The following is a 24,274-nucleotide window of genomic DNA, read 5'->3' as shown; positions in this document are numbered from 1 at the left end:
TAGTATCAAAAGAATGTTGATAAAGATTTCTTTTTTGATCAGGAGTCAAATATGCTTCGTTAGTTATTAAATTGAATTGAATCTCGATTTAGTCAAATCATTGCGGTGACTCACTAGGATTTGGCTTCCCTACAAACTGGTCCAATTTGCAATTGGCCGTCATAGCTGAGACAACTATTGGCTTCAGTTCATATTCCCTATTAAAGCACAGCCTCCTTATCTGGCACATTTTTTTAGTCAAATCCATTAACATTCGGTCAACTAATAGGTTTCCGATGATAGTATTTGATATCACCCAACATGAAAGATTCACCAACTTCTCAGATCAGCACAGTTACTTTACTTAGGTTTGAAGGGTTGAATGCCTTTTGGATTTTTGGGCAAATGCAGAAGGCAAAGCCAAAACTCAAAAAAGTTTCTGGCCTAGAGTTTTCAAAATTGATGGGAAGTGGTGGCAAAAATGGCTTCTCTAAAATGCTGAATGTGAACGTGTATGTACTTCATTGTGTCTGGGAGTCAGAGTTAGCTGCGAATGATTTCTTTGTTAGTTCTGCTACTTTCTCTGAGTTTAGGACTAGGGCAGCTGAAGCATATACTATTTTCATGAAGGCCTCCAAAGCTCATGGACTCTGGGAAGGTACTAATCCTTACCACACAGAAAAGATTACGCCTTCCGGCCCAATTGCGGTGATTACTAGAGCTAGGATAAAACTGAAATTTCTCCCAAGATTCTGGAGTCATGTACCCTCTTTGGGGAAAAAAGTCGATCAAGCATTAGGAGCTATTTTTTCCATCGGCATAGGTGAATACCCATGGTTTATGCAAGCGACCTTTAGTCTGTGGGAATCTTATGATGCAATGAGAAACTATGCCTATGGTTCACCTCATCATATGGAAGTAGTCAAAAAAACCCGTGAATTGGGTTGGTACTCTGAGGAGCTTTTCGCCAATTTTATTCCTTATAGAGCCGAAGGAAGCTGGAAAGACTTAGATCTCAAACTTGATGAGAAATAGTAAGATTCGATTTTGAGGCTCATATGAAACTCAAATCAATGAATTTTCAAAAACTGGAATCGTTACTATAGCTAGAACTCAAGCATGGTTTAGCAATTTCTTTCCCGCTGTGTTTTAGTCTGTCGACATGGTAACTGGGTGGGATTTTTCTTCTCTTCTATCAGGCCTAAGGCTAAAATGACATATGAATCACTTCTTGACGCCTTGCCTTAGCTTAGTATCCATACCTATGCCATACAGTATTCGGGAGTAATTGATTATCTGTCTCCCCCCTTCTTCACTACTTATCCGATGTCAGAAAGGAGGATATTCCTAGATACTTCGTTGAAAAGTACTACCAAAGCTTATAGAATCCCCTTGTAATTCCCTAATTGCTCCCATGAATCTCCCTTATACACTCGGAAGATTATGGGAACGACAAGGGAGAAGTAAGGGAGAATCAAGGGAGGAACTAATAGGTATCTACCTTGCCTTTGAACCTAAACTAAGCCTTGCAATTAATTTTATCGCTAATATGGCATTAACTGCGAAGCTTTATATCTGGGACTTCCATACAAACGTTTAGCAAGTCATCTCCTGTTTCGGATTTGTTACTGGTAAAAAAGCAATTACATAAATGACTACTTCCCTTTTTTATTGATCATAGTCATTATTGTACTGGCAATGATCTTTAGATCTGTAAACAAGTTCACCTGAGTAAGGTATTTCAGGTCAAGCCTCACCCGCTGACACATTTCTTCTACGGTCTCAGCATATCCATAATCCACTTGACCAATAGATGTTATCCCTGGACGTAGCGTAAGCAATTGGATATATCTTGGTTGTCTGGCTACAATCTGCTGGATAAAAAACGCTCGCTCAGGACGAGGCCCTACTACAGACATATCACCCATGAGTACATTGAAGAATTGTGGAAGCTCATCCAAATGGGTTTTCCTCATAAAATTACCCCATTTGGTAATTCTAGGATCATTGTCCGTAGTCAACTGTGGCCCATTCACTTCAGAATCAACAATCATACTTCTGAATTTCAGAATTTCGAAGGGCTGACCATTTCTTCCGATTCTCTCCTGTTTGTAAAATACTGGTCCCTTGGATGTAAGTTTGGTAATCAGAGTAAGTGCGATATATACGGGTAAACCTGCAAGAATAGCAGTAGCCGAAAAGATAATATCAAAAACCCTTTTGGCAATAATTGTAGTTATTTCTATCCCCTGATTCATGGTCTGGGAAATAGCGCTTTTTGAAATAGCGTTAAGGGAGAAAAGATCCGGAATCATTCTGCCTGATTGATATCCTTTGAAAACAATTTCCTGCTGGTGTGCTCTATTAGGTGTCATTGGTTTAGTAGTTTAAGTCAACATTAGTGGTAGAAACTAATTACCAAGGAGGATGCCAAGCCAAATCATCCACCATTTTAGAGCAATACAGAAGTATTTTGAATTAAAATTGTGGTAACTGACCACAATCTGGGATAGATATTTCCTGCTGTTTATATCAGCATGAGCAAACGATTGGAAAATTAATCCTTTAAGCCTTCCCTAGACAGACTACCAAGCAATGTTTCCATCAGTGTGGCTCCACTCTTATTGGTGAAAACCTCCCCTGGGTGCACAATAATCCAAGGAAATCAACTCCTCATCAATTCATTTAAAAAATCTCGAGTTTACTATTTGAGATGAAAGTTAAGATTTAACCCTTCACAAATGCCTCGATAATTAACTAGTATAAAACAGTATTCTATGCCGATCTGTAAGAAAAAATTGGAAAAATTTAAGGATACAAAACCTAGCTGCAACACACATTTGGCTTACTTGAACTACTGCTTCAAGAGGTACAGGAAACATAGGTTGTCTTTCTAGGCAATCATGGTTAGTTTTAATAAACAAAATAATTACGACAGCCATGAAAATCATTTTTCCAACAGACCCAGTTATCAGCGCTGATATCCCTAGTGATTACCCCATCCCTCCCATAGGAGAAGAATTCTATATCCGCTTCGAAACGTTTATTAAAGAACCGGAGGATTTGAAAAAAGTGATGGACTTACTGAAAAAAGAAGATCTAACTGTTGAGAAAGTAGAAGACAATAAAATTTATCTATATCAAGGCCAAAAAGCCGACTTACAAGGAACCATAGAAAGCGCTGAATACATGCCTTCAATTGTTCAATACTGGCAAAAGCATCCGGAAACAAAACCTGATGGGTTTTGAATAGATATCGGCATTTGACCTGATTTATTGAAGCTCCTTTGATCAAAACAAAAGCCCCGAAGTACGGGGCTATTTTCAATCATATTTTCAGGGTACTTGAGCAGCCAAGAAATACCCTCAAATCACTTTGCTCCAGTTTGGCTGTTTTTAGGATAACTTGTCTTTTATCCTAGTATAGAGGTAAATCAGAATCACGATTGCCAATACAAATAATATGGCTCCCATAAAAAATTCAAGAATATTCATAACAAGGGTAAGTACCAAAATGGCCCCTAGAATAAGTATACCTAAGATGATTAAGCCTAATTGTCTCATAATTCTTTGATTAATTGGTTTTTGTTTTAATTCTCTGGTTTTAAGTGATTAATAAGGTTGGAGGATGGTAAGTGAACGTAACACTATCTCGTACTTGGTTGAAATAGGCATTCACTTTTCCTCTTTGCCGTATTAATATTTTAACTAAATATTTTTTACAAGCATCCTAAACTTTAGTATTATCCCCTTACCGGTTCCTGATAAAGATCAATTCAATACACTTTATATCGTGAATGTTTGGAGGGAATGACCCCTCTTTTTAACCTAACTATTATTATTGGAAATTGTTATAATGACCAAACCAGTACCGACTCCAGTAAGTCCACAATTAAGGTATTCTTTAGAATAAAAAATGAGCCGCAGCCAGCGGCTTTATGCCGGAAGCTCCTGAACACATCGCAGCCAAGGACTAGCTTTGAAAGAATTCAGGGACAAATAAAACATTTTTACTAGCCCACATTTTTATAAATATCTGATTTTCAAATACGAATCTATTCCTTTCAATTACTAATTCTCATGTGATCAAAAAAACAACTTAACTGCTAAACATACTTTTAAAGGCATAATTCATACGTGCTGAGAACACTGATATTTAAATATTAGCTAGAGACAATATTAGCTAATTGTTACCTGATTTATCTTTATGTTACACCTGTATCAGATGTTAAAAATTAACATTTCATAGCATTATTGAATTCTAGTTTTGAATAAAATTAAACCATTATTCAAACACTATGAGTTCAAAAAGATACTCCCAATTAGCGGCTGGATTGTTTCTCCTATTCCTGTATTTAGGGCTCAATTATCAAGCCTTTTCCCAAGCCACAAATGCATCCATTTCTGGGAAAGTAACCGATTCAAGTGGGGAGCCACTCATCGGTGCCGCTCTATTGATTAAAAATGAGCAAACTGGATTTACTGCCACCGCAGTTACAAATCTCAAGGGGAATTACATCGTCAATCAGCTTCCATTAGCAACTGACTACTCTGTAACCTGTACTTATTTGGGCTATGGAACCAAAGTATTCTCAGGATATGCTCTAAGTCAGGGAAATCACATCAAGCTTGACGTAGAGCTGAGTGAAGAAGTGCAATCACTAAATGAAATAAGTGTCGTTGCCAATTCATTAAGTAACAGTATTGACCGATTTGGCAGCTCCACTGCTGTGACAGCAAAAGACATGGCAACCTTACCAGTGAATGGCAGAAACTTCAGTTCACTTGTAGACCTCTCTCCTGTCTCTAATGGAAGCAATCTACTAGGGCAATTATATTCTTCTACCAATTACACTATTGATGGGATGACGAACAAAAGCCCACTTTCCAGTGGTGCTACTAATCGTGGACCATTCTCTATTTCAATGGAAGCGATTAGGGAATTCGAAGTATCAACAAACGACTATGACGTCACTAACGGCAGAAGTGGCGGTGGGATTATAAGTGCTGTGACCAAAACAGGAACGAATACCGTGCATGGATCTGCCTTTCTATATAATAGAGCAGATTGGTTGGCTAGCAAATATGACACAAGAGGAAACAAACGAGAGGACGAATTTGCAATTCAGCAGTATGGAGTCACGCTAGGAGGCCCTATCATTAAAGATAAGCTACACTTCTTCGTAGCCTATGACGGACAGCGCGATGCACGACCGCTTTACATTGCAGATATCCGCACCGCCGAAGATGAAAACCGGTATAACCTCTCTCAGGAATCTTTGGATCGATACCTACAGATTGCACGTGGTAAATACGGCGTAGCAGATTCCCCGCAAACAGGGAGTTTCAACAAAAAGAGATACTCTCACACTGCATTCGCCAGAATAGATTACCAGATCAATAAATCAAATCTCCTGACGATACGAAACAATTTCTCGCGCGACTTAAACAGTCAAGGCGTATCCGATAACAGTTCCATCAACTTATACGAAGTATATGGAGATCACCTCTCTACTGCAAATTCCTTGATGGCATCGCTCAGAACGGAGATAAGTGATCGGTTAACCAATGAAATTAAGCTTCAATATTTGTACACGCTAGATGATGCAAAACCAAACGATCAACTTCCTAGCTCCAATATCCCAAGAGCAATCGTGCAACGTGTAGAATCTGTTGTGGATGGAAGCAATGTGAATACTACCATTCAATTAGGCGGTCAGCGTTATCTTCCAGAGAGATTTGAATCAAAAGTATTTCAGCTAGTCAACAATCTCTATTACAACAAAGGAAGAACAAACTTCACCTTAGGTATGGACTTACTTTCGAATGATTTGACTTCTTTGGCCACCAGTGAATTTAACGGAAGATTCTATTTTACAGGGCTAGACAATTTTGACAATCTTAAACCATACAGATATGCACGTGAAGTAGCTACTGAAGATCCAACGGTAGAACAGCGCATTTTTGGAGGTGGGATTTATGCTCAATCTGAAACTGATCTAGGTAGAGGTATGAGTCTGACTTTAGGATTAAGAGGTGATTATACGACATATAAAAACAGTCCTACATTCAACCAAACTGTATTTGATGAATTGGGTTTACGAACAGACGTAAAAACTGGAGGCTTTCAAATTCAGCCTAGAGTACAGTTTACGTGGGACATCAATGAAAAACAGCAGGATGTCATACGGATTGGAGGAGGTATTTTCGGTTCGGCGCTAAATAACTATTCAGATGTAAACAATCTTCAATTTGACGGAACAAAGATATTTGCAGTCGACATCACCGGAGCGAATGTGCCAATACCTGACTTTGAGTCCTATAGAAATGACCCTAGTACAGCACCGGGAATAGACCTGCTTAATCAACCTGGCGTGACACCTGTGACTACTATTAACATGAATAGTAAAGACCTTAAAGTACCTACAGTTTACAAAGGAAATGTGATGTACAATAGAGTTTTCAATAACAGATTAAGGTTAGGGATCAACTTTATCGCTTCCATCGCCCGAAACAACTACATGTATGTGGACAGAAACATGGTAGATCTACCATATTTCACACTTGAAGACGAAGCAAACCGAGGCGTATATGTGCCTGCAGAAACTATCAGTACTTCCAATGGAAATGCCGACTGGACTAAAGGAAGAAAGACAGATCAAATCGGCCGTGTATTGGAGTTGAATAGTGAAGGAAAAAACAATACCTACACTATGGTACTAGATGGAACATACCGTTACTTCAAAGATGGTCAAATCACAGCCAGCTATACTTGGAATGACAGCAAAGACAACACTTCTTATAATGGAAATGTCGCCAACAGCGCAACATTAAGCCAGATGGTAGTAGATGATCCTAGAGATCTATCCATGATGAGTTATTCAAACGGACAGTATAGAACTAAAGTGGTTTTATACGGTACACTTCCAACATTTAAAGGATTTACCGTAGGTGTGCGCTACTCAGGAATCGGTGGTACACGTTATTCTCTAAAAGTTAATGGAAATGTAAATGGAGATTTTGTCAACTCCAATGATTTAGCTTTTGCATTCGATCCATCAACTCCTGGCTTGTCAGAAACTATTCGTGAAGGAATGAATACAGTGCTAGCAAATCCTGACAATCTGGCCAAAGATTATATCCGTCAGAGCCTAGGAAAAGTAGCAGTAAGAAATGGAGGAGAAAATGCCTACTTCGGAAACTGGGATCTTCGTGCAGCCAAGAAGATATACTTTACCGGAGGAAGAAAATCAGGTATTGAGTTAGGTTTGGATATTTTCAATGTGGCCAATCTTTTTAACAAAGAATGGGGTACTTCCAAAACTCTTGGAAACCAAAATTTACTTACCATTAAGAATTTTGATCCTATCAAGAAAGCATATGAGTATGAAGTCAACCCTAATGTCGGGGTGACCACTCCAGGAGGAACACCATTCCAAATGCAACTTTCAGGTAAAATATTCTTTTAACCCCCAAAAGTCCGCTGTCAATCATCTGCGATAGCGGACTTCCTTTAAAAAACATCAACTAATGATTCAATCATCCAATTCAAAGAGAATAAATTTGATACTTATTCTCTCATTCATATTCGCTAGCCCTTATCTAGCGAAAGCGCAATCCTCCAAGCCTTCTGAGCACGTTATACTCATATCAATTGATGGGTTTAGGCCTGATTTCTATCTCGACAAAAAATGGCCTGCACCAAACTTGCAGACCATGGCACAAGAAGGGGCTCGATCACTGGGAGTCACTGGTGTATTTCCTTCAGTCACCTACCCTTCTCACACTACCGTAATCACTGGTTTCCCTCCTGCAAAACATGGTATATATTACAATGCACCGTTTGAACCTAATGGCCAAACTGGGAGATGGTATTGGGAAAATGAGTTAATACAAGTACCTACGCTTTGGCATGCTGTCCGCAAGGACGGATTAACCAGTGCAAGCTTCCTGTGGCCAGTATCTGTCAATGCACCGATAGATTATAATATTCCAGAATTCTGGAGTTTGGAAAACGGTGGAAGAATAGAACCTATGCGCGACATGGAAACTCCAAAAGGTTTAATGGCTGAAATGGAGTTGAATGTATTAGGTAAACTCACAGAGAAAACGTTTAATGGAGACTACCTGAACCGTGAAGACAGAACAGGAGATATGGCTGGATATGTGCTCGAAACGTACAAACCTAACCTGATTACTATTCACCTGATCGCTACGGATCATTTTCAGCATAGTGAAGGAAGAGAAGGGCCGATGGTATACAAGGCTGTTGCAGCTACAGATAGAGCCATAGGCAAAATAATGGAAGCAGCCGACCGAGCGGGAATACTTGACAAAACAACATTTATCATAACAGGAGACCACGGATTTGTAAATACTCACACATCAATCAGTCCTAATATTTGGCTAGTGAATGCCGGACTGATGGAAAACAGAAATGATCGAGGAGATTGGAAAGCTACTTTCCACACCAGCGGTGCATCGGCATTTTTACACCTGAAGGATAAAAATGACAAAGAATCAGTAGCTAAAGTGCAAAAGCTACTTACGGAATTGCCTGATTCAATCAAAAAGCTATTTCGTGTCATAGATAGGAAAGAGTTGGATAAAATCGGTGCCGATCCAAATGCTGTTTTGGCGCTAGCACCTATTCAGGGGATTTCATTTTCAGGTTCTACGAGTGGAGATATTCTGAAAGCAGCGAGGGGTGGAACTCACGGATATTTCCCTGACTTTGATGAAATAGAAACAGGCTTTATAGCCTGGGGAGCCGGAATTCGAGAAAATGTAGAGATACAGGAAATGGGCTTGGTAGATGTAGCTTCAGTAGTAAAATACCTACTGGATCTTTCAATAGAACTACCAGAAAGCACGCTTTATCCAGGCATTAAGAAATAAAAACTTCTGTCAAAAATAAATGGTATGGAGAATAAGGGTAATCCTCACTTCTCCATACCATTCTTGTATAAACTACAAATTGGTAAAAGCTTTAGGCTAAAACCTCGTCTTTGATAACTTTGCTGACCGTTTGGCGGGTTAGACCTGTCAGGTCTGCTATATCCTGAAGGGTTAGTATCTTTTGCAAATTGATTAATCTGCCTGATGCATCTTCAATTTGATTTTGAAAATCGCACATTATTTTCCTGACTTTTGCGGCAGCATCCAAGCTTCGTACAGCATATAGACGTTCCTCCGCCCTACACCATCTTTTTACAACCTGAATATTAAACCACTCAGAAATTTCTGGCTCAACGATTGTGATTTTTTTAAAAAACTCGCAATCGTATTCTCTCACAACAACGGAAGAAAGTGATTTAGCAAATTCCGAAAACTGACCGTTCAGGTACCTAAGGTTTCCAAAAAATTCTCCTGGCCTAAGAATATCGTAACAGACTTCGATTCCCATAGGAGAATAAGTACCAATACGAATCGCTCCTTTTACGATTTCATAAATTGGCGTGATCCGCTGTGGTGGTTGGTATAGAAACTGACCTTTCTCATACTCCACCGTATTTACAAAATTGCTGATAGCTTCAGGATTGTGAACACTCAAAAAATTGTAAGGACTGAATTTCATTTTTTTACGATTTTGGCCGCAAGATAACTTCATGTTTGGCATTACATATTCTTTCAGAAAAAGGTAATTATAGGATAATACTAAATAACAATTGAGATAATAAAACATTACCGCATAAGGCTATACTGGATTACACTATAGCTTATTTTGAATTCAGCTATTTCAAATAGATCATTATTTCTTTCCAGCGTATCCATAATTTCTTTTCGTTTTGGTGAACAATGAATAATGAAACTCGATCTGGCCTTACGCGCCAAAGACCGAAAGGCAAAGGAATAAAAAGTGAAGCGCAGCCAGCGGCTTTATGCCGGAAGCTCCTGGACGCATCGCACCCAAGGACTAGCTTTGGAAGAATTCAGGGGAAAAAAACTTCAGCTCATAACCAATTATTTATAAAACATTTTTTTTGGTAGCTACCACAACAGTGTAAAAAAACAAGGATTTACAACTCACAAATTTGCTTCTGTCAGCGGGAAACTAACCCTCTTCAACAAAACAGAAATCCCATGTTGGAAGCAATTACCTGGAACACATACTTCAGCACCTTGGCCGTAGGCATAGCAGCTTACTACATAACCATACTGGTAGCATACTACCCACAAGAATTTCGCAGCGTACTTTCCGGAAGGATAAATAAGATCAGTCAGCCCCATCAGCAGAAAGAGGAGCAGGACCACAGGAGCTGACTCGTCCTGACAAATAACTGCTCTTGATATTGAGGTAAGAACAATATATTAAGAGCTATTTAATTACCTGTCATCCAACTCAACTGAGGCCAAGTCGCCGGACCGTCATTTTTCTGGGGAGCACCAGAAGTACTTCTTCCATCTGAAACAATCTTGGCAAGTTCCAATCTATATTGCTCCAGCAATGCCGCCTGCTCGGCTTGAAGGTTATTCTCTTCTCCGATATCGGAGGCTAGGTTATACAACTGAAATGGTGGAAGGCTTTTAATTGCTTCGTCGTTTGGCTTAGGAAAACTCCACCCACCAGAACCCGCTGTAAAGATGGCTTTATAATCTCCTTTGCGGTAAGCGAATGAACCATCGATGGAATGGTGCACAATACTTTCTCGCTGAGCTTGTGATGAAGCCAAACCAAGTGCAGCTGTGAAACTGTAACTATCTTCTGCATAGTGATCTTCTACTTTTGACTTCAAGATGTCAGCAACTGTAGCAAAAAAATCTGTAGTACACACCAACTGGTTTGAAGTTTCAGGCTTAACTTTTTCTGGCCAGCGAACAATGAACGGAACCCGATGTCCCCCTTCAAAAATATCTGCCTTATGACCCCTAAAAACATAGCTGGGATCATGTCCTTTGGTTGCTAACTGCTCAAAATCTGCTTGGTTGGAACAGCCATTGTCACTAGTGAAAATGAGTATTGTGTTATCTGCAATCCCTTGTTCTTCCAAGGCATTCATCACTTCCCCCACTACCCAATCCACCATAAGCACAAAGTCTCCATAGGGATTCTCCAATCCACTTTTACCTTGAAATTCAAGAGTAGGTAAAATGGGTGTATGTGGCGCTGGTAAAGGCATATACACAAAAAATGGTTGATCTCCTTTAGCATTTTCATTAATGAATTGAACAGTTTTCTGTGTTATTTCAGGAAGTGCTTGTTCATGTACAAAATCATCAGATGTAAGTCCCTTCCGCCATATTTGCTGACCTGTATTTTGGGTATACTTGCTGGGCACCATGGTAGGCTGATCATTTTCTACCCAGACATAGGGAGCCATATCCAGAGATCCACTGAATCCATACCAATAATCAAAACCTCTAGTTGTTGGCCCGTTTTTTATTTTATTGGAAAAATTCACAAGTGTGTCCCCTGCTTCTATATTATCCCAATCCCAGCCAAGGTGCCACTTCCCTATTCCGGCTGTTTTATAACCTTGCTCTTGCAAAAAAGATCCAATGGTAATTCGATCATCGGAAATCAAGGGTTTACTATAGCCATAGAGAACATGTTGCTTGAGAGTGGATCGCCAATTATACCTTCCTGTAAGAATGCCATAACGAGTTGGCGTACAAACCGCACTGCTAGTATGAGCATCGGTAAACTTTACTCCCTTGGAGGCGAGACGGTCAATGTTTTTGGTTTGAATCTTCGAATGCTCGTTATATGCTGACACATCACCATAACCCAAGTCATCAGCAAGAATGAAAATAATATTAGGCTTCTTTTGATCCGTTGCGCTGTTGGAACTAGTTTGGCCAACACTGCTTGAAGCAAAACTGACTACGCAAATTAGCACCGATAGAATTCTATTCACTTTCAAAGATTTCATACTTAAATATGGGATATTGTTAAAGTTGGAAATGCTTCATTCTCTCTACTATAAACTCACTAATTTCCATCCAAATCTACTTTTTGAGTGCCTTTCAATGCCTTGTCAGCATCAGTTTCAATCGCATTGGGAACATGCTGATTTTGCGTGGTTTTTATTTTAAAAGCCCAAGCGTAAGTGCTTTTTCCTATGGTCTTCGGAGTTGTGATTTCCAGACCATCAGCTGTCATTTTCCACTGAACCTCATCCTCAGAACCCAGTAGCGAAACCTCCAAAACATCGGCACTCCCCCAACCTTTAGTCCCTTCAATTAGCAGGTTTCCTTCAGGTTGATTCATTGCGATTGCATACAAATCATTGCCTTTGGTAGTAAAGGAAATATTGCCCTGCAACTGATGATCCTCCTTCCAATACCTAGTGCCGTAGATCGCTTCCCCATTAATTTTCAACCAGTTGCCCATCTCACGTAATCGCTCTACCTGTTCTTCCGGAATCGTTCCGTCCGCCCGAGGACCAATATTGATCAAAAAGTTTCCGTTGCGTGAAACTACCTCTACCATTTCATGGATTACATCACTCGTGGATTTGTAGGTATCATTTTGCAGGTAACCAAACGAAGTCCCAAACGTGGTACAACTCTGCCACTTAGGACCAATCACACTTAGCTTAAGATTATCTTTTTCCAAACTTCCTACTCCTGCAGGCCAGTTTCTATTTCCTCCTTTGTTATTCAAATAAACTTCCTGGCCTGTTTGCAAACCATTATTCATAAAATCAGTGATCATTAGCCTATACTGATCGTAGAAATATTGAATCTCTGGTCTAAAGCCTGTTTCAGGATTATTTCCGTCTCTAGTGAAAATAGGCACATCATCTATCCAAAGAAAATCAGGTTTATACTTCGTCTGAATCTCCTTCCATCTCGCCACGTAGTCATCGACGAATTCCTTACTGTATTCAAAAGGACCATAAAGAGAAGCCGCTTCTGGAACCCTACGAATCTCTTCAGCAATGGCAGCCTGAGGTTCGCCATACACAGTAAATTGTTCCTTGGTGAAAAAACCTGTGTGTCGCTCACGGTGATAAGAAGGCGCATACTTCAATCCTTGCTTCCTCACAGCTACTCCCAGCTCACCTACTAAATCCCGTTTGGGGCCCATATCCATGGAATTCCACGGATTTATATCAGAATCCCAATTGGAAAATCCGTCATGATGCTCAGCTGTAAGCACAACGTATTTGACCCCTACCTCGGCAAAAAGCGTTGCCCATTCATCTGGGTTCCATTTTTCAGCTTTGAATTCTGGAATGATGTCTTTATAGCCAAATTCCGGAGGTTTAGCTCCCCAACGCTCTTCCATGTACGGAAAGTAATGCAAGGAATCACTGTATAATAATTTAGGCACGTGCTCGGCATAGCCACGTCCCTCTTTTCTATAACCAATCGCACTGTATGGTCCCCAGTGAATGAAAAGTCCTATTTTGCCATCATCAAACCAAGCGGGAATTGGCATTTGCTGTAAGGCTTCCCAGCTGCCATCATATAGAACCACCTCTGCATTTCCTTCAATAGATGCTTGGTCCTCGGATGTTGATTTCTCACTGCAAGAAAAAGCTAGACATGATATGAAAAGCAAAGGGGCTGTAATTCTAAATTTTTTCAATTTTACAAAGCTTAGGTAAGATGATTTGTGTCTAACCAAATGAAACCAAGTTTACACTCCAAATTGTCCTGTTCTGTACTGATAAAATAAATGTCAGAAAACAAAAAATCTACCCTAGAACCATCCTCCTCAATGTTCAAAGGAATCTGTTCGGAATGGATAGGCAGGCAATTCTAATTCGTTGACCAGATTTACCCTTGGCATGCCTGCAAATGCATAACGTATGTACTTAGGTTGTGAAATTCCCTCTGAACTTAATACAATACTTTCTCCTTCCAATCTGGCCTCCGCCCGCTTCCAGTCACCTGCTTCGTCGGCAAGCCAAAAGCCAGATGGGGCTTTGCCGTCAGAGGTTTTTAGCCCCTTAGCATTGCTGAAGTGTACGATTAATTCACTTCCTTTTTCTTGTACATCAAGCATCATTGGCCCCGTAACCAGCCTATCATCCCCTAATGTATTTACAGCTGCCAGCAAGGCCAACCGTTGCCCTACAGGAAGTTTATCCGTAGGATGAATATTAGTCTTATCGCCTAGGTCAATCGTATTGGCAACAGCGGTATAAGGCAAATCCAACACCTGTAACTGTGACTCCCGCATCCAAGCCCAGGATTCCTCCGTAGGATCTTCCGGATCAATATCTGGTTTTTTCTCAGTTCCTTTTCCATAGCCTGGAAGCATCACCACCAGCAAGTTCATTTCATCATTTTGCCACTCCTCTCTGTAGCGCAGCATCCATTCTTTGAGTACGCTTCCATACTCTTTCATTCCAGCCACCCGATGAAACCAGTTTTCTTCCGTCACCTCAGGCACTCCAGATAAGTATCGCGTATTTCGCTCACCTTGATACCACACCAAACCTCTGGAGGCAAAAGGAGCAAGCGGCTTTATCATGGCATTGTAAAGAATATTCGGCTGACGCCTAAGGAAAATATCATCTTGATTTGACCACTTGGATGGGCTAGCCAGAATTTGAGCAATCCTTTCCTGAGTAGCTTTGTCCCCATCAAATTCATCCATTATTTCTTTAAAATAGGGAAGTTCAGACCCCATATCCCTCGGCATCCATGCTTCCAAAGAAGAACTACCCCAGGAACTGTGAATGATTCCCACAGGGATATCCGAAAGCTCTTCTAGAAAATAAGCAAAGCCAAAAGCTACAGCGCTTGAAGGGTGTTCTGTACTCCATTCCCCTATGACGTCTTCACTTTCTTCAAGAGATACAGTTCGTCCCACCTCAAAACTTCTAATGTTTTTCATAAAAGGAATCAATCCCTTCACCTCTGGAACAGCCGCTACAGGAAATTGCATATTTGATTAACCAGAGCAAATCCATACCTCACCAACCAAAATATCCGATAGGGCTACCTTACTCGTCCCAGAAATAAGCATTTCCCTACTAACTGTAGAAGCGGTTAAAGGATCTAGCTTCACCATCCATTTACCTTCCTTATCTGCGATTACACTCTTGGCTTGCCCTGCAAATGTGACTGTGATTTCTTCATTGGGCGTGGCTACTCCCCAAACAGGAACAGGCTGTTCCCGTTGCAAAACCATATGATCTGAAAAAATTGTAGCAGGTTTTAATACTTGCTGGGCGAAGGTAAAAGAAGCCGTGAAAATAAATAGGCAGAAGACTAAACCTGCGTATTTGAAGCGGGTAAGTTTGGTTTGCATGAGAAAACCTGAGTGTCTTTCAGAGACAAATGATCTCATTAACATTCCCGAATCCCTATTTCCATTACTAGTCATTCTTAGTCAAATTAGTTTTTAATTTTCCTTACGTCTTAAAGTACTTCGAATTAATCGCGGGTCACCATGCTTCCCCACCACTTGTTACCGGGATCAAACTCATTTGAAAGCATTTCTAACCGCTGTTTCTCCAAAGCTGGCATATTTTCAAACTCAACTTTATGAAGGTATTCCTTCTCCTTTGCTTCGCTGTATTCCGGATCAGGAACGGGATATTTGGCACCAACTTTTGTCAGGTAACCAAACAATTCCTTCCCCATTTCTTGCACTCTTTCAGGATGCTTTTCCGACAAATTTGTGGTTTCGCTTATATCCATGGCGAGGTTATATAGTTCTTTCCTCCCGTCTTCGTAATAGTGAATAAGTTTCCAATCTCCTCTTCGGATAATGGATGACGGCTCTCCGCCCTGATTACCATAATGCGGAAAATGCCAAAAAAGTGGACGCTCAGCCAGCGCCTCTCCCTTCATCAAAGGCAGAAGACTAATACCATCATTGTGCTCCTTAGGCAGAAGTTCTGCTCCAGCCAAGTCCAATAATGTAGGAAAGAAATCTATTCCTGAAACAGGGAAATCGACTTGCTCTCCTGGTTTGGAAAGGCCTGGAATTTTAATGAAATAAGGTTCTCTGATACCGCCCTCATACTGATATCCTTTGCCCGCACGCAGTGGTTTGTTGCTCGTCGAAAAGTTATCTCCGGCAGCTACGCCACCATTGTCTGAAGTAAAGACAACGATTGTATTTTCATCCAGTCCCAACTCATCCAAAGCTCTCAACACCTCTCCTACTGCTTCATCCATTTGCTCCACGAGCCCAGCATAAATTGGATTGTCCTGCACTTGACGGATTGGCAAGTATTTACCCATACTGTATCCCGTTTCTGATAAGCCCATTTGCTCGGCTTTATCCCGGTATTTTTTCCATTTTTCTTGACTAGTTTGAATGGCGGAATGAACCGCATAAAATGACAAGAATGCGAAGAAAGGTTTTCCCGTTTTCGCAGGATTATTTTCCTGCATAAACTTCACTGTTTCATCTGCGAGTCTATAAGACAGATTTTCACCTGGAGTTCTATTTGGTAAATTCGGGTTGTTGTAGGGATCAAAATAGCCTCCATTAGGTCCTCCCGAAGTCCAGCCACCGATATTGATATCAAATCCATGATCTTCTGGCCAGGAACCCTCATCTCCCAAATGCCATTTTCCTGCAAAAAAAGTTTTGTAACCAACCTCACGTAATGCCTCCGGCATGGTCACGTATTCTGCTGGCAAATTATGCGTGTAATCTGCAGGAAGAAGTTTCCTGAAACGGTTTCTTGTACGCCATTCTACGCCCGAGGGGGACCCAATATGAACTGTAATATCATGTCGGGCAGGAGTTTTACCAGTCATGATACTGGCACGCGAAGGGCTACAAACAGGAGCGGCCGCATAGCCATTGGTAAAGACAGTGCCTTCGCGAGCAATCCTATCTATGTTTGGCGTTTCATAATATTCACTTCCTGTATAACTCAAATCCGAATAGCCCAAATCATCAACTAGGATAAAAAGAATGTTTGGCTTTGAATCTTCCTCTCCTTCAGAATAGGACACTAAAGGTCCATTGATCGGCTCAGAATCATCTTGATCCGACAACCTGCGACCAACTTCAAAGGACGGAATTCCAGAACTGGTCAATAGTGTTACCGCAAAAATAGATAAAGAGCTTATTAGCCTATTATGAATTGTCATGTGTTTGTTTTTTACTCATTTAACTACTTCAAATTCACTCCACCTTCATCCAGGTCAATTGAGGCCAGTCCGACTTAACAAAATCCTGAGGAGCCCCCGGAGTAGAACGTCCGTTGGAAATGATTTTAGTGATCTTGGCAGTGAGTTGTTTAACTACCTCAGGATACTGATCAAATAGATTATTCATCTCTCCTGGATCAACTTCCATGTTATAGAGTTCATAAATAGGTTCTCCTGATTTGGTTTCCACAAAAACAGGCTGCAATGATCCACCAGAACCCCGAAGCATATTCAATTTCCATTTACCATCACGAATAGCAAAGTGCCCTGTCACGGAATGATGAATGACAGCACCCCTGACATCCGAAGCAGTGCTTTTCCCCAGCATCAGGGGTAAAAGATCGTAGCTGTCTTCTCCTGCATTATCTGGAAGCGTCACTCCTACAATAGCTGCAACAGTAGCAAGGTAATCTGTCTGGCTAACTGCAATATCAACCTGGCTTCCTGGCTTGATTTTGTCCGGCCAACGCATCAGATAAGGAACACGATGACCACCTTCATAGATATCGCGTTTCCCTCCTTTGAAGTTTAGATTACTGTAGTGATTATATACTTTTTGGTGGTAGGTATAATTGGTTTCAGCTCCATTGTCGGAGGAAAAAATCACCAGCGTATTGTTGGCAATATCATTGGCATCCAGCGCATCTAGTATTTGCCCCACCCTAAAATCCGTTTCCTGCATAAAATCCCCGTAGTTACCACATTCACTTAGTCCTCGGAAATCTGGATGTGTGCTATGTGGCAAATGTGGACTAGTCAACGGCAAGTATAGAAAAAACGGTTTCCCATCCTTTGACTCTACAGCAGCGTTATTGATATATTCCACAGCATGAGAAGTGAGGGTTTCCAACACAAGCTCATCATTAAAAGATGGCGCAACCTCTACCCATCCGCCTCCTTCACCAACCTCGTCTACATAAGGTGGAGTCATTCTGTAATCATTTGGATTAACATGATTCTGAAAGGACCTGGGATCGGAGACATCCTTTTTCTTTGTCCACAAAACTGGAGGATCCAACACTCGATCATTTTCTAAGTAAGTTAAAATACCATAGTTCATTGAGGCAGGTATTCCATAGAAATAATCGAAACCATGATCTATTGGCCCTTCTTCAAATGGGACAGACCAATCTCTGTCTTTACCCAGCGTCCCTGCAAATTCCATCTGCAAATGCCATTTACCTATCATGGCGGTGTTGTAGCCATTTTCTTGAAGCAAGGAAGCTATGGTCATTCTTCCCTCCTCGATGAGACTTGGTCCATCTGCATCTAGCACTCCTTTTTTTAGAGATGTTCGCCAGCTATACCTTCCGGTGAGAAGGGAGTATCTCGATGGGGTACAGACTGCATCACTGCTATGCCCATCAGTGAATATTACTCCCTCATTTGCTATTTTATCCATATTTGGAGTAAGGAATTTTGCATCAGGATTTAATGCTCCTACATCCCCATACCCTTGATCATCAGTGTAAATGATGATGATATTTGGTTTTGAATTTATCTGAGAATTCGCTGGTTTGGAGGATAGTATACCCAACACAGCTGCTAAGGGAAGAATTATATTCCACGAATGTTTCATTACTTTAGATACAAATTAATACTTTCTGCTAAGTTGATTCATTTCATAAAAATTGCTCTTTTACATTGCTTTCCAATAAAAAAAAGGAAGTTGAGTACTACTGCATTTGCAGCATCCAACTCCCCTTTAAAATATAAAACCCATTCTATATTGTACTATATATTCTCACATAAAGAATTAGAATCTTATGTTGATGCAAATTGAACATGATTTTTAATAACCAGGATTCTGGATGAGATTAGTGTTGTTTCTTACTTCGCTTGTTGGGATTGGGAATAATAATTCCCTGGCAGTCAAGGTAGGGCCGTAGGCAAATTGATGTCCTACAAAATCATCAAAGGTACCATTGCTTACATTGAACCCTTTTCTAACCCTAACCATATCAAACCAAGTTACAGCTTCGTAACTGAGCTCATGCCACTTCTCTCTCCATACTGCTTCCCTGAATTCACTTTGAGAAAGCCCTGTATGAGCGGTCAACCCAGCTCGGCTTCTAATCGCATTCAACCCCTCATAGCCCAAAGCAGTTGGTCCTGAAACTTCATTTGAAGCCTCAGAATATATTAATAACAGCTCTGCATAGCGATATAGCGACCAGTTGAGATCGGCACTTGCCGACAAAAGGTTTGCCTGAATATCAAAATGCTTATAGAGAAAATATCCTCCCAAATTAACTTTTTTGGATCTGTCAGTTTTCAAGGTATACTCTGTAAAATAGAACGCTTTTTCTTCTATTCTTTTATCACCTGTTTCATAGGATTTAATGAAGTCAAGATTAGCATAAATAGCTCCAGTCTGGTCAGAATATGCAGAGATATTCATGTTATATGGTATTATGAGAGGCTGCCAATTCGATGGTGCTGTAAGGGTTTTGTATTGCACCATAAATATATTCTCCCCTATATTTTTCTTTGCTGGATTATGTAGATCATCATAGCTAGGAAACAAACTATAACCATATGTTACAGCATTGTCAATAACCTCCTTGGATTTGTCTGCTGCCAGTTTATAATGAGTAGCGCCTTTTTGCAAAGGATATCCAGCCATGGTCAGATAAACGCTCGATAAAAGTGTTTTCACAGCTCCCGAGGTAACTTTACCGGCAGGATCCTTGGCTGGTAAGCCCGCACCCTCTGCCTCAATCAAATCCTTTACAATCTGTGTATAAACCTCCTCTTCGGATGCTTGTGTAGGATAAAGATCTTTAGATGCTAAATCTATAGGATCTAAGATTAAAGGAACCTTTCCAAACAGTCTTACCAATTGATAATAATAATGAGCTCTAAGAAACTTAGCTTCTCCTAAATATTTTTTCTTGAGCTCTTCATTCATCTGGATTCCTGGAATTTTAGCTATCGCTAAGTTTGCATTAGCGATACCTTCATAATTTGATCTCCAGTGAGCTAAACCATATGCGTTGTCGGAGTTATTATTCAAATTCCTAATGATATTACTATTGTCAGCCTGTCCTAAATCTGAATCAGCCAACCCAGTGGCAAACTCAGCCATCAACCAAGGTCCTCCCCCATACGAACCACCTCTGATATCCTTCAAATTAGAATAGACGGCAGTAATTGCGGCTTGAGCATGTTCTGCGGTCTGGTAATAGCTATCTGCTGTGATATTTGAAGGATCTGTTTCTCCCAGAAAATCAGAACAACTTGCGCTAAATAACAACAGGGTTCCTGTAAATATGGCTTGTAGCTTATTTTTTATATGAGTCTTCATTTGTGTCTTATTTTAAATTAGAATGAAACATTCAATCCGACCATAATTACTTTTGGTCTTGGATATTGCTGAAAATTCACTTCACCCTGTCCAAATGGTGTGTTGGAAGTTTGAGCCTCCGGGTCATATCCTTGATATTTCGTTATCAAAAAGAAATTCTGCAAAGAGGTATACACACGTAATCTTTGTAGATGTATTTTATCCAGTAGATCAGATGAGAAATTATAAGCCAACAGCATATTTCTTCCTCTGATGAATGAACCATCTTGGATCATGTGATCTGTATCCCTGTTATCATATCCAGCCGAAACAGGTCTCCACTGGGCAATTTCCGTATCCTGATTATCCAGTGTCCAGGCATCCAGCACGGTACTCAGGCTATTAGCAATTCCCTGGCGGTTTTCCTGAGGACGTGTTGTCAGATACATCACATCATTACCGTAGGTAAATTGTAAATCCAATGAAAATTCGAAATTCTTGTAGTTTATAGAGTTGATAAAACTTCCATATCCTTTAGGCATTCCATTTCCGATGATGACTTTATCAGCATCATTAATAGATCCATCCTCGTTGACATCTCTCAATTTAATGTCACCTGGTAGCCAATTATAAACGGCTGCCTCATCTGCTTCATCAGAGCCCCAAGTACCAAGATGTTGCCATCCCCAAAATGATCCTACCGGTTCACCTTCACGGATAATTGTATTCCCTGAAAAGATATCACTACCTCCTGATAGCGCAGTTACCTCATTTTTATTCATGGAGATATTAAACGTCGTTTCCCAAGAGAAATCATCATTCTCAATATTCACAGTATTAAGTGAGAGCTCTATGCCCTTATTTTCCATGCTACCAATATTTCTAAATACAGTGGCATACCCACTACTCAGGGGCACAGGAGCATTTAACAACATATCTGTTGTTTCTTTGAGATAAACGTCGGCCTCAAGGGAGATTCTTTGATTAAAAAAGCCAAGCTCAAACCCAGCATCAATCTGTTTTGTCCTTTCCCATTTAAGCTCAGGATTAGCCAGAGAACCTTTGCCAATTCCTTTTACTACTGAGCCCCCGTACACGTAAGAATACGCACTGCTTAATCCAGCTAAAGCACCGTAAGCTGGAATACCTGAGTTACCTGTTTCCCCATAACTAGACCTAACCTTAAGGTTTGATATTAGAGATGAGCCAGCAAGAAAACCCTCTTCAGAAACTTTCCACGCTAAAGCAGCTGAAGGAAAAAATGCATACCTGTTGTTTTCACCGAATTTTGAAGAACCATCAATCCTCCCTGTTACTGTCATTAAATATTTGTCCTTCAGACCGTAATTAATCCTACCGAAATAGGAATTAATGCCCTCTACTGATGCACTTGAGGTCGGAGCCACTGGCACAGATCCAGCTGCCAAATTATTGAAACTGAAAAAATCGTCTGAGAAATTGTTTACGCGAACATTATAATTAGACCTATCTGTCTGCTGCCAGGAAATCCCAAGTAATCCAGTAAAGGAATGGATGTCGTTGAAAGTTTTATTATAAGTCAGGTAATTTTCAAATTGCCAAGAAAAGAACTCATTGGTGAAAATTTGTGCATATCCATTTGTAGGTGTACCAATGAAATTGAGAGTTCTACCTGCATACTCCTGCGTCTTTTGGTGAATGTAATTCACACCTACGGAGGACCTCATTTCCAATCCCTCAGCTAAGGTGAAATTGACAAAGACATTACCCAAAACTGTATTGGTTTTTAAGTATTTGAGATATTCTTGCCCCACCTGCACTGGATTTGGTCCGCCTTCCATGCCAGGATAATCTAAATTACTGGCCCATGAACCGTCATCATACTTCACAGGGATGATAGGAATAGCCTCAATCATATTTCTACCTACCCAAGAATCATGAATAAGTCGTTCATTCTGCTGATTATAGCCAAGACTCCCTCCTACTTTAAACCACTTTTTGTAACTGGTATCAAAAACAAATCTTGCAGAATAACGATCGAGTGAGGATTCTTTCATAATCCCCTCTTCACCTGTATATCCTAAAAAGGCACCAAAACTACCCGCCTCGCTTCCGCCAGTGAAAGACAATTGATGATTTTGGGAAAAAGCGGATTGAGTAACTTCATCCTGCCAATCTGTATCATATAGAGGATTCCCATTAGCATCAAATAGTAAGGGATTAGTTCTTTTTAACGCTGGATCTGTATATTTCCCGTTGGCCCATCCTACAGCATCGTATTTCTCGGCATTTTGATAGGCTACATCTTCAATCATTAAAAATTCCTCGGAATTAAGCACGCCCACTTTTTTGGCGATTTTCCCTACACCATAATAAGAATCGTATCCTATTTTCACTCCAGAGGTACTACCTCTTTTGGTGGTTACCAATACTACACCATTAGCACCTCTTGAGCCATAAATTGCTGTGGCAGAAGCATCTTTCAGAACTTCTACGGATTGAATGTCATTCGAATTGATGTAATCAATGGGGCTGGAATTATCACTCAATGAAGTAGAAACAAGGATCACCCCATCTACTACATAAAGAGGACTGTTGTCAAGACTCACAGAGGTATTACCTCTAATCCTGATCTGCGTTTTCCCTCCTGGTTTCCCTGAGTTTTGAGACACGTTTGCACCAGCTATCTTACCGGAAAGCGCTTGAGGTAAAGACGATGTTGGTCGCTCTTGAAGTTTTTCACCTGACGCAGAACCAACAGCTCCAGTCAAATCACTTTTCTTTTGGCTTCCGTATCCTATTACTACGACTTCATCAAGCTCTGATTCATCTATCTGCATTGTTATATCTATAACGCTAGCTGAACCGACAGTCTTTTCAATGGAGGAATATCCGATAAATGAAAATACAAGTGTAGCTCCATCAGGAACTGACAATGAATATTTCCCATCAATATCAGAGGCAGTGCCATTGGCAGTGCCCTTCTGGATTATTGTAACGCCGGGCATTGTTTCACCTGACGTATCAACTATTTTTCCGCTAATCACTTTGTCTTGTGCCTGTAGGGCAAAAACTGTTAACAGCATGAAAAACGTAAGCAGGGTAAAGTGCTTTTTCATATGGTTAAATTTTGGGTTGAACATCTAAATAGACACAGGCTGAACCGGATCTATCTTTTGTAAAAGGTATTATTATCCAATTAAGCTACTGTCCTGAAAGCGAATTATTTACAAGACACACCTGTGCACACCTATTGTCAGATTAATATTTCGTTAGCAACAAAAGTCAATTTTCAGTTCCTCTGCTGCACCTCCTTAATTAAAAAATGAGTTATAAACGCCCTTAGGTTTGATTTATCTACATCAAAAAAAAACACCGAATGCTGAAGTGTAATTTCAAATTACACCTCATACATCCGGTATTTATTACTTTCTAAACCTATCGAAGGATTACTTTTCCATCGGATGTGCTTTTAGCAAATCTGCAGGCTGATAAAAACCAGTGTGATCCTTTATTTCTTCTCTTACCTTTTTCACCAAATCTGGCGAAATGGCTGAAGCCTGATTTCCAAAAGAGTTTCTGACGAAAGTCAGTACTGCTGCTACTTGAGAATCATCAAGCATGCCTTCGAAAGGAGTCATAGGAACTTGGCCAGGATAATCTTTTCCTTTTACCGTAATAGGACCCATTACGCCTTTCAAGACTATTTTGATCAGGCGCTCTTCATTGCCCGTCACCCAAGGAGTATCTGCAAGTGGTGGAAAGCCAGAAGCGGAAAGTCCTTGCCCATCCGGTTGGTGGCAGGTGCTACAGAAGCCTTCTCTAGCGTAGATTTCCTTTCCTAGGATAAATAGCTCTCTGTCCGAACCAGTAAGTGAAGACTTGATGTCTTCTTCTTTTTTCTCTTTCACAGAAAGTCCAGATATGTGTGCTACTGCGGCCTCATAAGCAGGC

The 24,274-nt window shown here is 40.5% G+C and carries 15 protein-coding genes; 4 read left to right on the top strand and 11 right to left on the bottom strand.

Annotated features, from left to right (window positions below; all coding sequences use genetic code 11):
• Positions 1 to 300: 300 nt before the first annotated feature.
• Positions 301 to 1,014 (top strand): hypothetical protein, encoded by a 714-nt coding sequence (locus BM291_RS16260; protein ID WP_092899351.1) that lies wholly within the window; start codon positions 301 to 303, stop codon positions 1,012 to 1,014.
• Positions 1,015 to 1,634: 620 nt separating this feature from the next.
• Here the strand turns inward: BM291_RS16260 and BM291_RS16250 are convergent.
• On the bottom strand, positions 1,635 to 2,354 hold the full coding sequence (locus BM291_RS16250) for a sugar transferase (RefSeq protein ID WP_092899347.1): 720 nt from the start codon (positions 2,352 to 2,354) through the stop codon (positions 1,635 to 1,637).
• A 565-nt stretch (positions 2,355 to 2,919) separates the two neighbouring features.
• On the opposite strand from BM291_RS16250, the gene BM291_RS16240 reads away from it, so the two are divergent.
• The 3 genes from BM291_RS16240 to BM291_RS16230 all read left to right on the top strand — a co-directional run bounded on the left by BM291_RS16240 (position 2,920) and on the right by BM291_RS16230 (position 8,877).
• Positions 2,920 to 3,228 carry a hypothetical protein gene (locus BM291_RS16240; protein WP_092899344.1) on the top strand — a complete coding sequence of 103 codons (309 nt, stop codon included), beginning with the start codon at positions 2,920 to 2,922 and terminating at the stop codon, positions 3,226 to 3,228.
• 1,049 nt (positions 3,229 to 4,277) lie between these two features.
• Complete coding sequence (locus BM291_RS16235; RefSeq protein ID WP_092899342.1) at positions 4,278 to 7,448, top strand: TonB-dependent receptor; 3,171 nt, start codon at positions 4,278 to 4,280, stop codon at positions 7,446 to 7,448.
• 61 nt (positions 7,449 to 7,509) lie between these two features.
• On the top strand, positions 7,510 to 8,877 hold the full coding sequence (locus BM291_RS16230) for an alkaline phosphatase family protein (protein WP_092899340.1): 1,368 nt from the start codon (positions 7,510 to 7,512) through the stop codon (positions 8,875 to 8,877).
• Between the two features lie 91 nt (positions 8,878 to 8,968).
• On the opposite strand, the gene BM291_RS16225 is transcribed toward BM291_RS16230, so the two are convergent.
• The 10 genes from BM291_RS16225 to BM291_RS16175 form a co-directional block, all read right to left on the bottom strand.
• A complete protein-coding gene (locus tag BM291_RS16225) occupies positions 8,969 to 9,556 on the bottom strand; it encodes a Crp/Fnr family transcriptional regulator (protein WP_175499729.1) in 588 nt (195 codons plus the stop codon).
• Between the two features lie 745 nt (positions 9,557 to 10,301).
• The gene (locus BM291_RS16210; protein ID WP_092899332.1) at positions 10,302 to 11,852 is read right to left on the bottom strand and encodes a sulfatase family protein; all 1,551 of its coding nucleotides are present in this window, start codon (positions 11,850 to 11,852) and stop codon (positions 10,302 to 10,304) included.
• 59 nt (positions 11,853 to 11,911) lie between these two features.
• Complete coding sequence (locus BM291_RS16205) at positions 11,912 to 13,516, bottom strand: alpha-L-fucosidase (protein ID WP_217647331.1); 1,605 nt, start codon at positions 13,514 to 13,516, stop codon at positions 11,912 to 11,914.
• Positions 13,517 to 13,645: 129 nt separating this feature from the next.
• Complete coding sequence (locus BM291_RS16200; RefSeq protein WP_217647330.1) at positions 13,646 to 14,824, bottom strand: sialate O-acetylesterase; 1,179 nt, start codon at positions 14,822 to 14,824, stop codon at positions 13,646 to 13,648.
• A gap of 6 nt (positions 14,825 to 14,830) precedes the next feature.
• Positions 14,831 to 15,265: a hypothetical protein gene (locus BM291_RS22165; RefSeq protein WP_217647329.1), complete on the bottom strand. Its 435-nt coding sequence runs from the start codon at positions 15,263 to 15,265 to the stop codon at positions 14,831 to 14,833.
• Positions 15,266 to 15,315: 50 nt separating this feature from the next.
• Positions 15,316 to 16,995: a sulfatase gene (locus tag BM291_RS16195; RefSeq protein WP_092899330.1), complete on the bottom strand. Its 1,680-nt coding sequence runs from the start codon at positions 16,993 to 16,995 to the stop codon at positions 15,316 to 15,318.
• Between the two features lie 34 nt (positions 16,996 to 17,029).
• Entirely contained in the window at positions 17,030 to 18,634 is a 1,605-nt protein-coding gene (locus BM291_RS16190) for a sulfatase family protein (RefSeq protein WP_092899328.1), read from the bottom strand.
• Positions 18,635 to 18,847: 213 nt separating this feature from the next.
• A complete protein-coding gene (locus tag BM291_RS16185) occupies positions 18,848 to 20,362 on the bottom strand; it encodes a RagB/SusD family nutrient uptake outer membrane protein (RefSeq protein ID WP_092899326.1) in 1,515 nt (504 codons plus the stop codon).
• Positions 20,363 to 20,379: 17 nt separating this feature from the next.
• Positions 20,380 to 23,439: a SusC/RagA family TonB-linked outer membrane protein gene (locus tag BM291_RS16180; RefSeq protein ID WP_092899324.1), complete on the bottom strand. Its 3,060-nt coding sequence runs from the start codon at positions 23,437 to 23,439 to the stop codon at positions 20,380 to 20,382.
• Between the two features lie 330 nt (positions 23,440 to 23,769).
• Positions 23,770 to 24,274, bottom strand: a 505-nt coding sequence (locus BM291_RS16175) for a c-type cytochrome (RefSeq protein ID WP_139229115.1), incomplete at its 5' end; no start/stop codon positions are given.

Source organism: Algoriphagus aquimarinus, from assembly GCF_900112005.1.
Classification (GTDB): Bacteria; Bacteroidota; Bacteroidia; order Cytophagales; family Cyclobacteriaceae; genus Algoriphagus; species Algoriphagus aquimarinus.
Note: the sequence above shows the minus strand (reverse complement) of the source record. Positions and strands in the feature narration are given on the sequence as shown.

What these genes read in the sequence shown, in the direction of transcription:
- BM291_RS16260 (WP_092899351.1), top strand. Translation starts at nt 301, where the DNA reads ATGAAAGATTCACCAACTTCTCAGATCAGCACAGTTACTTTACTTAGG.
- BM291_RS16250 (WP_092899347.1), bottom strand. Translation starts at nt 2,354, where the DNA reads ATGACACCTAATAGAGCACACCAGCAGGAAATTGTTTTCAAAGGATAT.
- BM291_RS16240 (WP_092899344.1), top strand. Translation starts at nt 2,920, where the DNA reads ATGAAAATCATTTTTCCAACAGACCCAGTTATCAGCGCTGATATCCCT.
- BM291_RS16235 (WP_092899342.1), top strand. Translation starts at nt 4,278, where the DNA reads ATGAGTTCAAAAAGATACTCCCAATTAGCGGCTGGATTGTTTCTCCTA.
- BM291_RS16230 (WP_092899340.1), top strand. Translation starts at nt 7,510, where the DNA reads ATGATTCAATCATCCAATTCAAAGAGAATAAATTTGATACTTATTCTC.
- BM291_RS16225 (WP_175499729.1), bottom strand. Translation starts at nt 9,556, where the DNA reads ATGAAATTCAGTCCTTACAATTTTTTGAGTGTTCACAATCCTGAAGCT.
- BM291_RS16210 (WP_092899332.1), bottom strand. Translation starts at nt 11,852, where the DNA reads ATGAAATCTTTGAAAGTGAATAGAATTCTATCGGTGCTAATTTGCGTA.
- BM291_RS16200 (WP_217647330.1), bottom strand. Translation starts at nt 14,824, where the DNA reads ATGCAATTTCCTGTAGCGGCTGTTCCAGAGGTGAAGGGATTGATTCCT.
- BM291_RS22165 (WP_217647329.1), bottom strand. Translation starts at nt 15,265, where the DNA reads ATGACTAGTAATGGAAATAGGGATTCGGGAATGTTAATGAGATCATTT.
- BM291_RS16195 (WP_092899330.1), bottom strand. Translation starts at nt 16,995, where the DNA reads ATGACAATTCATAATAGGCTAATAAGCTCTTTATCTATTTTTGCGGTA.
- BM291_RS16190 (WP_092899328.1), bottom strand. Translation starts at nt 18,634, where the DNA reads ATGAAACATTCGTGGAATATAATTCTTCCCTTAGCAGCTGTGTTGGGT.
- BM291_RS16185 (WP_092899326.1), bottom strand. Translation starts at nt 20,362, where the DNA reads ATGAAGACTCATATAAAAAATAAGCTACAAGCCATATTTACAGGAACC.
- BM291_RS16180 (WP_092899324.1), bottom strand. Translation starts at nt 23,439, where the DNA reads ATGAAAAAGCACTTTACCCTGCTTACGTTTTTCATGCTGTTAACAGTT.